Genomic DNA, 12,571 nt, shown 5'->3' with positions numbered 1-12,571 from the left:
CCGCGGAGAGCGGCAGGCGGGCCCCAGCCGGCCCCGGGCACCCGCCGGCTCAGCGTGTGGTTCGTCGCGGCTGCCAGTCGAGAGCAGACCGCCTTGCTTCGGCGCGGAGCGCTGTTTTGTCGGTCGGGTCTGCCACCATACCCGTCATGGTCCTCGCAACACTCCTCATTGGGCTCCTTGTCGGCGTCCTGCTGGGATATTTGATCGCCCATGCTCGGATCGGGGCCCGTCTTGCCGCTGCCACCGCGGAACTCGACGCAACACGCGCGGCGGCCGAACGCCAGGTCGAGGCGGAGCGGCGGGCTGCGGCGCAGCAGATTGAGTCCGCGAGACTCACCCAGGAGCAACTACGGGAGATGTTCGCTGCCCTCTCCTCTGAGGCGCTGCACCGCAACAGCCGGGCATTCGTCGACCTGGCCACGGAGACGTTGAAGCAGATCACCACTGCCGCCGAGGGCGACCTCGCGAAGCGTCAGCAGGCGATCGAGGCTCTGCTCGCCCCACTGCGTGAGTCGCTCGCGAAGGTCGAGCAGCAGATTGAGCAGGTCGAGAAGGAGCGGGCCGACGCGTACGGCGCGTTACGGCAGCAGGTCGAGTCGATGGGAAAGACCTCCGAGCAGCTGCGGCTGGAGACCCAGCAACTGGTCCAGGCATTGCGCGCGCCGCAAGCCCGGGGCGCATGGGGTGAGTACCAGCTGCGGCGGGTGGTCGAGTTCGCCGGCATGCTCGAGCACTGCGACTTCGTCGAACAGGCGACCACGGACGCCGAGGACGCCCGGCTTCGGCCGGACATGATTGTCCGGCTGCCGGGCGGCAAGCACGTCGTCGTCGATGCCAAGGTGCCGCTTGTCGGCTTCCTCGACGCAATGGCTGCATCGGACCCTGCGACGCGTGATGAACACGTTCGCCGGCACGCGCGGCATCTGCGGCAGCACATCGACCATCTGGCCTCAAAGGCGTATTGGGCCGCCGTCCCGAATACGCCAGAATTCGTCGTGCTGTTCGTTCCCGCTGAGGCTTTTTTGTCAGCCGCACTGGAGACCGATCCGGATCTGCTGCAATACGCGATGGAGCGCAATGTCATCGTCGCAACGCCGACCACTCTCGTGCTCATGCTGCGTACCGTGGCGTACACGTGGCGGCAGGAGGCGTTAGCGGCCAATGCCCAGCAGGTGCTCGACCTGGCCCGCAGCCTTTACTCGCGCCTCGCGACGCTGGGCGGCCACGTAAACAAGCTGGGCGAACGGCTCGGCTCGGCGGTCCGCAGTTACAACGATGCCGTGGCGTCCCTGGAGAGCCGGGTTCTCGTGACGGCCCGGCGCCTCGCTGATCTGAAGGTGACCGCTGACGACCTGGAGTCGCCGCGCCAGGTCGAGGTGACGCCTCGACGGGTTCAAGCCGCCGAACTCGTCGCATCGGCTGACGAGACGCTCGTCTCGCTGCCGGAGCGCGACACCGGTTAGCCCGGCTCACCGAGCGGGACGCGCTGCGTCCCCGCGCTCGGGTGCCGACCCTCGGTGTCGCGGCGTCGCCGGCGCACGAGTTCACCCGTAGCATCGCGGTGTGGGGCAGAGCTGGTACGCCGCGCAGCAACCGCGACCGGACGGCCGGTCGGCGCAGGCATTCGCGGACGTCGATCGCGGCTCCGGCGGGAGGGTGCCTGCCGCGACGGCTGCTGCCCGGGTGCACGAGTATCGGGCGCATCCGGTCCGGGGCCGGCTCACTGGTCGGGGTGCCGTGCTGCTTCTCACCGGCGCAACGGTGCTTGCCGGCCTGGTCGGAATCGGTCTCGCCGGGCACCGTACCGGTCTCTTCGGGCTCGTCTTCACCGTTGTCGCAGCGGTCTGCGCAGCGCTGGTCCGACGTCGCGATCTCGCCACCACCGTGATTGCTCCGCCGATCGTCTACTGCGTCGCGCTGCTCTTGATCAGTTTCATCGATGCCGGCCGATTCGCCGGCGGCCTTGCCAGCCGCGAGGTCGTGTATCTGGCAGACGCGTTTGTCACAGGCGCACCCGCGATCTGGGCGGGCACCGCAGCAGCAGGCGTCGTCGCGGTGTGGCGCCGCGCGGGTCGGTCACGACGGTCCAGACGATAGGGCCCCGGGGCCTGAAGCGGGCCGGAAGCGTGCCGACGCCCGTATCGGGCGGGCGCCGGGATCGCGCCGGCCTCGGGGTTGTTAGCGGGCCCGGGGTCGCCCGGATACACCGGGGTCACACAAGCCTCCGGGTTGCCTGCGGACGCCGGGATCGCCGCGTAATTACTTAGCGGTCAGCGTTCATCCGGTCGCCGGCGGTTGCACTCCGGGTGAGCGGCTCGCCGCGTGCCTTCAATTCGCGGCGCAGCTCAGGCGGCAGAGCGAAGACCAACGTTTCCCGCTCGGCGTCAATTTCTTCCACGGTGTCGAAGCCTCGCTCGGCAAGCCACGCCAGAACGCCGGTCACGAGTGATTCGGGTACCGACGCCCCGCTCGTGACGCCGACGGTCCAGACGCCGTCCAGCCAGCGTTCGTCAATCTCACTGGCGTCGTCGACGAGGTAACTGGCTTTTGCCCCACTGTCCAGAGCCACTTCGACCAAGCGCGCGGAATTCGACGAATTCCGCGACCCCACGACGATGACGAGATCCGCGATTGCCGCGATTCGCTTCACCGCGGCCTGTCGGTTCTGCGTGGCGTAGCAGATGTCATCGCTTGGCGGGTCGATGAGTTGCGGAAAGCGCCGGCGCAGCACCTCAACCGTCTGGAGAGTTTCGTCCACCGAGAGTGTCGTTTGAGACAACCAGGCGACTCGGGACGGATCCTTCACCTGGACGTGCTCGGCTTCCTCCGGACCGTCGACGAGGGTGATGCTCGACGGCGCCTCGCCCGTCGTCCCAACGACTTCCTCGTGATTGGCGTGCCCGATCAGCAGAATTTCCAACCCCTGCTCGGCAAAGCGGCGCGCCTCCTGGTGCACCTTGGTGACGAGCGGGCAGGTCGCATCGATCGTCTTGAGCCGGCGCTGCCGTGCCTGCTCGTACACGCTGGGCGCTACGCCGTGCGCGGAGAGGACGACGATGGACCCCTCGGGCACTTCGTCCGCTTCCTCAACGAAAATCGCACCCTTTGCTTCCAGCTCGGCGACCACGTGCTTGTTGTGCACGATCTGCTTGCGCACGTACACCGGCGGGCCGTACAACTCGAGGGCCTTCTCCACGGTGTCCACCGCCCGCTCGACACCCGCGCAGTAGCCGCGGGGCTGGGCGAGCAGGACACGGCGCTTGGGCAGCGGGGGAGCTTCGGTCACGCCCCCATCCTAGGCGCTCGGCCGCAGCGGTATCTCGGCTGTTCGATCTCCCGTCGCCGGCGGCCTCGGCTTCCCGCCGGGCGGTCGGGGGCTCACCCGGCGTCGATCTTCGGCTGGTCCGCGCCCTCGGCCGGTCTCCACCACCGGTACCGGTGATGTTCGGTGAACCCGAGTTGGGCGTACAGCGAGCGGGCCGGGCCGTTGGCTTCGGCAACTTCGAGAAAGACCCGCAATGCGCCGAGACCGCCGGCCCATCCGAGGATCGCATCGATGATCCGGTGTGCGAGACCTTGACGTCGAGCGGTGGGCCGAACCTCAACGGCACTGAGCTCCACCCAGTCCTCGTCCCGTGCGCCGCGTCCAATCGCCAGCACGTCGCCGGCGTGCTCGACCGCGGCGAATACCACCTGACGAGGGGTGGCGAGCAGGTCAGCAGCATGCGACGCCGTGCCGCCCCTGAACATCGCGAGCCAGCCGGGCCACGGTCGAGACTCGAGCCGCACGACGGCTGTGCGAACCACGCCGACGCGCCCGCCCGCGTCCGGCTCCGCCCAGCCGCCGAAGCGGGCGGAACGTTCCGCGATCCGGCTCCGGACCCTCGCGATCGGCGCGGCGAGGACGAGGATCGTCGTCGCCGGCCGAAAACCCGCAGCGGCCGCAGCCGCCTCGAACCGGCTCCCCGCCACGAGCCGCAGTTGCGGCTCCACTCCGTGATCCCGGTACCAGGCCCGTACGGCGTCGAACGCTTCCGCCACCGGCCGGTCCGGGTCGCCGAGCAGGCGCGACGCGTCCGCCCGTGCGCTGAAACCGCCGGCTGCCCGCAACCACCAGCGGCCGAGCCAGGTCTCGTGGCGGGCCGGCCAGGTCCGACCGCTGAGTTCCTCGAGCGCAAGGATGTCGCGCATGCTCGCCGGCACCCGGCGGGTTGCCAGCACCAGCGTCCTCGGCACAGTGATCACCGCCCCGTCGCGACGCCGGAGCCGCAGCTCGGTGTCGTCAAGCGCGACGAGATCGCCGACCACATCAGCCAGCAGGCCGTCGTCCCGGCGAAAGCGGATGCTGACCCGGGATCCGACGTCGGTGGGTTGCAGCGGCGAACCGGCGCCGGCTGGCTCGCTCACGCCGTGCATACTAGGTGCCGTCGCCTGCCGCGCGGTTGCGCCCTGTCTCCGGAGACGTGGCCGGAACGGGTGGCGGGCGTCTGTCGCCGAAGAGGCGGCCGGTTCGACGACATGGCGAACCGGCAGGCGGGCTAGGTCAGGAGGAATTGCGGTGACGTACATCATCGCCCAGCCTTGCGTCGACGTGAAAGACCGGGCGTGCGTCGACGAATGCCCGGTCGACTGCATTTACGAGGGGCAGCGCATGCTGTACATCCACCCCGACGAATGCGTCGACTGCGGTGCATGCGAGCCCGTCTGCCCGGTTGAAGCGATCTTTTACGAGGACGACCTTCCCGACCAGTGGAAGGACTACTACAAGGTGAACGTCGAATTCTTCGAGGACCTCGGTTCACCCGGCGGTGCCTCGAAAGTCGGCGTCATTGATCACGACCATCCGATCGTCGCTGCGCTGCCCCCGCAGGGTGAGGCGGGCTGACCCTGCGACGTCTCGACCTGCCGGATTTCCCGTGGGACACGCTCGCGCCGTACGCTGACCGGGCGCGCGGGCACCCGGACGGTGTCGTCGACCTTTCGGTAGGCACCCCTGTCGACCCGGTGCCGGCCGTCGTCCGGACCGCTCTCGCCGAGGCCGGCGACTCACCCGGTTATCCGGCTACTTACGGCACGACGGCTCTCCGGGAAGCAGCCGCCGAATGGATGGCGCGACGGCTTGGTGTATGTCACGCGGATCCGGCGGCTGTCCTGCCGCTCATCGGAGCAAAAGAATTCATTGCATGGCTGCCGATGTTGCTGGGCGCCGGACCGGGGGACCGCGTCGGAATCCCTGCACTTGCGTATCCGACGTACGCCGTCGGCGCGCAGCTTGCCGGCGCGCAACCGGTCGCCGTTGACGGAACGGTGGATGTGGGGCCGGCGCGGCTCGCGCTGCTCTGGGTGAATTCGCCGGCAAATCCCACCGGCCGTGTGCTGCCCGCCGTACATCTGCGGAAAATAGTCGACTGGTGCCGGGAGCGGGGCACCATTGTGGTCAGCGATGAGTGTTACATCGAATTTGGCTGGGACGCCGAAATACCGCCGACATCGATCCTGCACCCCGACGTCTGCGGCGGACGTCCAGACGGAATTCTTGCTGTGCATTCGTTGTCGAAGCGGTCCAATATGGCCGGTTACCGGGCGGGTTTCGTTGCTGGTGATCCACAGTTGGTCGGGCGGCTGCTGGAGGTGCGCAAACACGCCGGGATGATGGTTCCGGCCCCGGTGCAGGCTGCGATGGCGGCCGCCCTGCGCGATGACACGCATGTCGACGAGCAGCGCCTGCGGTACCGGCGACGCCGCGCGGCCCTGTGGCAGGCCCTTGAGGCGGCCGGCATGACCGTCGAGCACTCCGAGGGTGGGCTCTATTTGTGGGTGACGCGGGGAGAAGAGTGCTGGCGGACGGTCGAGTGGTTCGCCGAGCGCGGGATTCTCGTCGCTCCCGGCGCGTTCTATGGGCCGGCCGGCCGCCGCCACGTCCGCGTCGCGCTCACTGCGACCGACGAACGGATCGCCGCTGCGGTCCAGCGCCTCGGTGCGGCCGGGTAGGCGGGCAGGCGCAGGCCGGTTCGGCCGAGCCGGGCGCGGTGGGCGCGGTCCGGGCTGGGTGCGGTGGGCGGAGGCCGCTCTGGCTGGGCCGGCAGTCGGTTCGGGCCGAGGGCGCGAGCGCGGGCGCGCTGGGCGGCGTCCGACCGGGGGCGGCGTCCGGCCGGTGGTGTGTTGCGGATCGGTACAGACCACTAACCCACCGACGGGAAAACGCCGAGGAGATAGTGGCCGTTTGCAATCGCGCGACGGCGTTGCCAACCGGGGAGCGATCATGAGCAGCGTTTCCATCCTTGGTGTCGAGGCGACCGGGGTAGGCACGCAGGCCGTCCTCGTCGAGGACGGCGAGGTGGTGGCCCGTTTCACCGAGGGACCACTGAACGTGCTGCTGGATGCATCGGCATTCGACCGGCTTGCCAAGTTGATTAAGGAGTCAGGCGCGGGCGCGGCGGGACTCGGCCTGGCCGGCCTGCGAAGCCAGCGGGAAGCCCAGCTGCTCGAGATGCAGCTGCGGGCGAAGACGGGCGTCACCACGGTGGTCGGTGACGACACGGAGGTGGCGCAACTTGGCGCCTTCAACGGCGGACCCGGCATTGTCGTCATTGCACATACCGGGTCGAATTCGTTTGGGCGGGACGCCGCCGGCCGGGTGGCCCGCGCCGGTGGTTTTGGGCATGTCATCGGCGACGAGGGGAGTCACTACTGGATCGCGTCGCAGGCGCTTCGCCGGGCGATGCGGTCACTCGATGGTCGAGGACCGAAGTCCCATGCGCTTGAGCGGGCTATCAGCGAAGCGTATGGCGCCGACCTTGAGACCGTGATGATGCGGGTTACCGAGAATGCAGCCGATCCCGGGGTGGTGGCCCGGGTCGCGACGACGGTCATGGCGCTGGATGCCGATCCCATCGTCGCGGAGATTCTCGACGAAGCCGCCGACGACCTCATCGCACACGTTCGGGCCATCACCGCCCGCCTCGGCGAGTTGCCGGTTGCGATGTACGGCGCGGTCTTCGACCACCCGCGGATTCGTCAGCGCTTCGTTGCGGCCACCGGTGCGGTGGACGTTGCGTCTCCGCCCGTCGTTGGGGCGGTCTTCCTGGCGAGCCGGCCGCGGACGCAGCGCGAGATGGGTTTCCGATCCTGACCGCTGCAAACGCCCGGATCGTCGCCGAGTCGCTCGCACCGAACATCCGGTATGTTTCCAGACCATTACGGACCGTGCTCGGTGCCCGCGGACGCCCGCCGGTGACCGGTCGTTGGTGCCGGCAGCCGGCCGGTCGCCCGTAGTTTCGCCGCCATTTGGGGACTCTGTGGGGATTGTGGCTCACCGCCGACTACCGCGACCTCCCGACACCGCCACGCTGACCCCGACACGTGGGCGTCCAGCCGAAAAATAACGGATCAGTATCAGACCATTGACGGGTCAGTCACGCGCGAAGTACGATCCTGCCCAACTCGGCGTGTGTGAGTTATGGCACACCACAAGACCATTCGCCCGGGCAATCGGGCGTAACCCATCCGGAGGTGGGCGTGAGCGAGGTACGCAGCGCAATCGAGCTCGACGACGATGCCAGGCGGCTCGCCGAGCTGGGGTACAAACAGGAATTGCACCGTCGGTTGAGCGGTTTCTCGAACTTCGCCATCTCGTTTTCCATCATCTCAATCCTTGCCGGTGCGATCACGTCGTACGGGATCGCCATGGTTTCCGGCGGCCCGATCGCCATCAGCATCGGTTGGCCGCTCGTCGGTGTCTTCGTTCTCCTGGTCGGAATGGGCATGGCTGAAATCTGTTCGGCGTATCCCACAGCGGGAGGACTGTACTTCTGGGCGGCACGGCTTGCGCGTAAGAACAAGCGGCAATGGGCCTGGTTCACCGGTTGGTACAACTTCCTCGGGGAATTCGCGGTGACCGCGGCGATCGACTACGGCTGCGCGACGACCTGGTTGGCGTTCTTCAATTTGACAACGGGACTGGAAGTAACGCAGACGCGCACGTACATCACCTTTCTCATCATCCTCACCTTGCACGGCCTGTTGAACACGTTTGGCGTGGACCTGGTGCGGCTCCTGCTCAACGTCAGCGCATGGTGGCATGTTTTCGGCGCCGCCATCATCGCTGCGGTTCTCGCTTTCGTACCCAAACACCACCAGTCGCTCTCGTGGACGTTCACGGCGTTCAAGAACTACTCCGGTTGGGGCGTACCGATTTACGTCTTCCTCATCGGCCTCCTCATGGCGCAGTACACCTACACCGGTTTCGACGCGTCCGCGCACGTGTCCGAGGAGACCAGAAATGCCGCCCGTGCCGCCGCGAAGGGAATCATTCACAGCATCTGGGTGTCGATTCTCGGAGGGTGGGTGCTTCTCGTGGCGACGACGGCGGCGATCCAGAATTACGAAGCCGAGATGAAGACGGCGACCGGTCTGCCGCCGGCCCAGATCTACATCGACGCGGTCGGCCAGAACACCGGAGTTTTCCTGCTCTTCATTGCTGCGATGGCGCAATTCTTCTGCGGTATGGCCTCGGTAACCGCAAACTCCCGGATGGCGTTCGCGTTCAGCCGCGATAACGCACTTCCGTTCTCCCGGGTCTGGTCGAAGGTGAATCCGCGGACCGGCACGCCGACCAACTCCATCTGGCTCTGCTGGGCCTGCTCGGCAATTCTCGCCGCCCCCGCACTCTTCAGCACAACGGCGTACTTGGCGTGCACGTCGATTGCGGTCATCGGCCTGTACATCGGGTATGTGACCCCGGTGCTCCTGCGGCGGCTCAATCCCAACTTCGAGCCCGGGCCGTGGAATCTCGGTCGGTGGAGCCCGTTGGTCGGTTGGCTGGCCGTCATCTGGGTCGCGTTCATCATCATCCTGTTCATGCTGCCGCCGACGAAACCGATCACAGTGAATTCGTTCAATTACGCCCCGATCGCCGTTGCCATTGTGGCACTCTTCTCCTGGGTCACCTGGCGGCTCAAGGGTCGCCACTACTTCATGCGGGGCCGCAGCGAACACCTGACGAAGTCGGAGGAAGAAATCCTCGGGGAGGAGGCTTGATCCGCGAGCGCGAGCGTCTCGGTGAGGGAGAACTCGACGGTGAGCTCTCCCTCACCGACGTCATCCTCCGGCCGGTGCACAACCGCAACACCTTCGAATCAACGGTGGAACGGTTGGCCAACGCGCTACGGCTTGGGGTTTTCCGGACCGGCGAGCGGCTCCCGCCCGAACGGGAGCTCGCCGCTCGGCTTCGGGTCAGCAGGGCCACTCTTCGCGAGGCGATCGGAGCCCTGCGGGAGGCGGGCATGATCGAGGTGCATCGCGGCCGCGGTGGCGGAGCCGTCGTCACCTACTCCGGGCCGCCGCCGCCGCGCGGCACCCAGGCATTGCGCCGTCGGGGCGCTGAATTGCGTGACGCCCTCGATTTTCGTGCCGTGGTGGAGCCTGGCGCGGCGTACTTGGCCGCCCGCCGGGATTTGAGCGCTGATCAACGCGCAGCACTGGTCGCCGCGCTGGAGCGGGTCAGCAACGCTCCGGACGATGCGAGTCATCGGACGGCCGATTCCCGGCTCCACTTGACCATCGCGACGTTGTCCGGATCCCGGATGCTCGTCGATGCGGTGACCGAGGTGCAGATTCTCCTGCACGAAATGCTGACCTCGATTCCCGTGTTACAGCGCAACATCGCACACTCTCACGCGCAGCACTCCAGGATCGTCAACGCGATCCTGGCCGGCGATGCGCCCGGCGCGCGTCGCGCGATGGAGGAGCACTGCGCCGCAACGTCCGCACTCCTACGAGGACTATTGGGCTGAGAAGGGAGCATTGGGTGCTGACCATTGACGAGTTGCAGCGACTGGTTGCGGACGGAACGGTCGATACCGTCCTCGTCGTTTTCACCGATATGCAGGGACGACTGCAGGGCAAGCGGGTGCACGCCGATTTCTTTCTCGACGAAGTGGCCGGGCACGGCACCGAGGGGTGCAACTATCTGCTGGCCGTTGATGTCGAGATGACCACGGTCTCCGGATATGACATCAGCTCCTGGGAGCGGGGATACGGCGATTTCCTTCTCCAGCCGGACATGTCGACACTGCGCCTTATTCCCTGGCTGCCGGCGACCGCTATGGTGCAGTGTGACGTCGCGTGGCTCGACGGTACGCCCGTCCGGCAGTCCCCGAGGCAGATCCTGCGCGCTCAGGTCGAGGCGGCGCGGCAGCGCGGCTTCGTCGCGGTTGCCGGCACTGAATTGGAATTCATCATCTTCAACGACGATTACGCGACTGCCTGGCGGAAAGGCTACCGTGACCTGGTACCGGCGAACCGGTATAACGTCGACTACTCAATGCTCGGGACGACGGAAGTCGAGACCCTGCTCCGTGCGATTCGCAACGGAATGGCCGGAGCCGGCATGCGCGTCGAGAGCGCCAAGGGGGAGTGCAACTTCGGCCAGCACGAGATCGCATTCCGGTACGCCGATGTGCTCCGGACGGCCGACAATCACGTCGTCTACAAGAACGGCGCAAAGGAAATTGCGGCCGCCTACGGCAAGTCCATCACGTTCATGGCGAAGTTCAACGAACGGGAAGGCAATTCCTGTCACATTCACATGAGCCTGCGTGATGAAGCCGATCATCCGGTTTTTGCCGCGGACCACGGCCCCAGCAAGGTCTTCGAGCATTTCGTCGCAGGACTTCTCGCGACATTGGCGGATTTCACGCTCTGGTATGCTCCGAACATCAACTCCTACAAGCGCTTCCAAGAAGGTTCGTTCGCTCCGACGACCATCGCCTGGGGGTGGGACAACCGGACCTGCGCCCTGCGGGCCGTCGGCCACGGCTCCGGTCTGCGCATCGAGAACCGCGTCCCCGGCGGGGACGTCAACCCCTACCTCGCGCTGGCCGCGATGCTCGCCGGCGGCCTGTACGGGATCGAGCATCAACTTGAGCTGGAGCCCGCTTTTGAAGGCAACGCGTATGCCGCTGGCCGGGCGCGGGTGCCGTCGACGCTCCGGGACGCGCGGAATACCTTCGCTGCGTCCTCGGTGGCCCGGAAAATTTTCGGCGACGACGTCGTCGACCATTACGTTCACGCGGCGGACGTGGAAATCGCGGCATTTGAGGCGGCGGTGACCGACTGGGAGCGGTTCAGAGGTTTCGAGCGGCTGTGACGGCCGGCGCCGTTCCGGCAACCGCGAGACGTCACGGTAAGTTGGGAGGCTGAATCTTAGATGACGGATATATCAGTAATCGACCCGGCGACCGAACAAGTTATTGACACGGTGCCGGCGGCCGACGAAGAGGCGGTGGATGCCGCTGTCGCCCGCGCCTCTCGTGCGTTTGCCGAGTGGCGTCGGGTGACACCCGCCGATCGCAGCCGGTTGCTGCGCCGGTTCGCGGAGGTCGTGGACGGGCATCTGGAGGAACTTGCCCGCCTGGAGGTGCGCAACGCCGGTCATACGATCCGCAACGCGCTCGGCGAGGCCGCCAATGTGCGCGACGTCCTTGCCTACTACGCCGGTGCACCGGAGCGGCTCCTCGGTGAGCAGATTCCCGTCGCAGGCGGCGTTGACGTTACTTTTCATGAGCCGCTCGGCGTGGTCGGAATCATCGTTCCGTGGAACTTTCCGATGCCGATCGCCGCATGGGGCTTTGCCCCTGCGCTGGCCGCCGGCAATACCGTCGTGCTCAAACCCGCCGAACTGACGCCGCTGACCGCGCTGCGGCTCGGTGAACTCGCGCTCGAGGCGGGAATCCCCGAAGGCGTTTTCACCGTCCTGCCGGGCAAGGGTTCGGTGGCCGGCGAACGGTTGGTCTGCCACCCGCTGGTCAGGAAGATCTGCTTCACCGGTTCGACGGAGGTGGGCAAGCGCATCATGCGGCTGGCCGCGGACGGCGTGAAGCGCATCACCTTGGAGCTTGGCGGAAAGAGCGCAAACATTGTCTTTGCCGACGCGGATCTCGAGCGTGCGGCGGCGGCGGCGCCGTACGCGGTCTTTGACAATGCCGGCCAGGATTGCTGCGCCCGCAGTCGGATTCTCGTCCAGCGCCGTGTGTACGACGAATTCCTCGCCCTGTTCCAGAAAGCGGTGGCCGGCGTCGTGGTTGGGCCGCCCGGCGACGAGCGGACCGAGATGGGACCACTCATTTCCGCGCAGCAGCGCGACCGCGTCGCACGCTTCGTCGTCGAGGATCACGTGTTGTTCCGCGGCACGGCGCCTGCGGGAGCCGGATTCTGGTTTCCGCCGACGGTGGTGGCACCCGCCGGTACCGACGATCCCGTCTGGCGGGAAGAAGTTTTCGGGCCCGTCGTCGCCGTCCTGCCGTTCGATGATGAGGACGACGCGATCCGGATGGCGAACGACACGGCGTACGGGTTATCCGGCTCGATCTGGACCCGCGACGTCGGCCGGGCCTTCCGCGTAGCGCGCGGCGTTGAGTCCGGAAATCTGTCGGTCAATTCCAACACCTCGGTGCGGTACAACACGCCGTTCGGTGGTTTCAAGCAATCGGGACTCGGGCGGGAGCTCGGGCCCCATGCGTTGGAGAGTTTCACGGAGATCAAGAACGTTTTCATCGCAACGGAGGAGTGA

Annotated in this window: 11 protein-coding genes; 9 read left to right on the top strand and 2 right to left on the bottom strand. The window is 66.8% G+C overall.

The window, feature by feature from the left end; all coding sequences use genetic code 11:
* Positions 1-146: 146 nt before the first annotated feature.
* On the top strand, positions 147-1,463 hold the full coding sequence (locus ACEL_RS09605) for a DNA recombination protein RmuC (protein ID WP_041835075.1): 1,317 nt from the start codon (positions 147-149) through the stop codon (positions 1,461-1,463).
* Between the two features lie 100 nt (positions 1,464-1,563).
* Positions 1,564-2,097, top strand: coding sequence for a DUF6542 domain-containing protein (locus tag ACEL_RS09600; RefSeq protein ID WP_011720694.1), 534 nt, complete (start codon positions 1,564-1,566; stop codon positions 2,095-2,097).
* Between the two features lie 166 nt (positions 2,098-2,263).
* On the opposite strand, the gene ACEL_RS09595 is transcribed toward ACEL_RS09600, so the two are convergent.
* Positions 2,264-3,286, bottom strand: coding sequence for a 4-hydroxy-3-methylbut-2-enyl diphosphate reductase (locus tag ACEL_RS09595; protein WP_011720693.1), 1,023 nt, complete (start codon positions 3,284-3,286; stop codon positions 2,264-2,266).
* 92 nt (positions 3,287-3,378) lie between these two features.
* Entirely contained in the window at positions 3,379-4,407 is a 1,029-nt protein-coding gene (locus ACEL_RS09590; RefSeq protein WP_169303209.1) for a GNAT family N-acetyltransferase, read from the bottom strand.
* Between the two features lie 151 nt (positions 4,408-4,558).
* Here ACEL_RS09590 and fdxA point away from each other — a divergent pair, with 151 nt between their 5' ends.
* The 7 genes from fdxA to ACEL_RS09555 all read left to right on the top strand — a co-directional run bounded on the left by fdxA (position 4,559) and on the right by ACEL_RS09555 (position 12,571).
* On the top strand, positions 4,559-4,885 hold the full coding sequence (fdxA, locus tag ACEL_RS09585; protein WP_011720691.1) for a ferredoxin: 327 nt from the start codon (positions 4,559-4,561) through the stop codon (positions 4,883-4,885).
* Between the two features lie 2 nt (positions 4,886-4,887).
* A complete protein-coding gene (gene dapC / locus ACEL_RS09580) occupies positions 4,888-5,991 on the top strand; it encodes a succinyldiaminopimelate transaminase (protein ID WP_083760572.1) in 1,104 nt (367 codons plus the stop codon).
* Between the two features lie 271 nt (positions 5,992-6,262).
* Positions 6,263-7,132 (top strand): N-acetylglucosamine kinase, encoded by an 870-nt coding sequence (locus ACEL_RS11615; protein WP_011720689.1) that lies wholly within the window; start codon positions 6,263-6,265, stop codon positions 7,130-7,132.
* Between the two features lie 380 nt (positions 7,133-7,512).
* Positions 7,513-9,039: an amino acid permease gene (locus ACEL_RS09570; protein ID WP_041835073.1), complete on the top strand. Its 1,527-nt coding sequence runs from the start codon at positions 7,513-7,515 to the stop codon at positions 9,037-9,039.
* Complete coding sequence (locus tag ACEL_RS09565) at positions 9,036-9,794, top strand: FadR/GntR family transcriptional regulator (protein ID WP_011720687.1); 759 nt, start codon at positions 9,036-9,038, stop codon at positions 9,792-9,794. Before ACEL_RS09570 ends, ACEL_RS09565 begins: the two co-directional genes overlap by 4 nt.
* A gap of 14 nt (positions 9,795-9,808) precedes the next feature.
* A complete protein-coding gene (locus ACEL_RS09560) occupies positions 9,809-11,149 on the top strand; it encodes a glutamine synthetase family protein (protein WP_011720686.1) in 1,341 nt (446 codons plus the stop codon).
* Positions 11,150-11,209: 60 nt separating this feature from the next.
* Complete coding sequence (locus tag ACEL_RS09555) at positions 11,210-12,571, top strand: aldehyde dehydrogenase family protein (RefSeq protein ID WP_011720685.1); 1,362 nt, start codon at positions 11,210-11,212, stop codon at positions 12,569-12,571.

The sequence above is a fragment of the Acidothermus cellulolyticus 11B genome (assembly GCF_000015025.1).
Classification (GTDB): domain Bacteria; phylum Actinomycetota; class Actinomycetes; order Acidothermales; family Acidothermaceae; genus Acidothermus; species Acidothermus cellulolyticus.
This window is presented reverse-complemented; position numbering and strand designations above follow the sequence as displayed.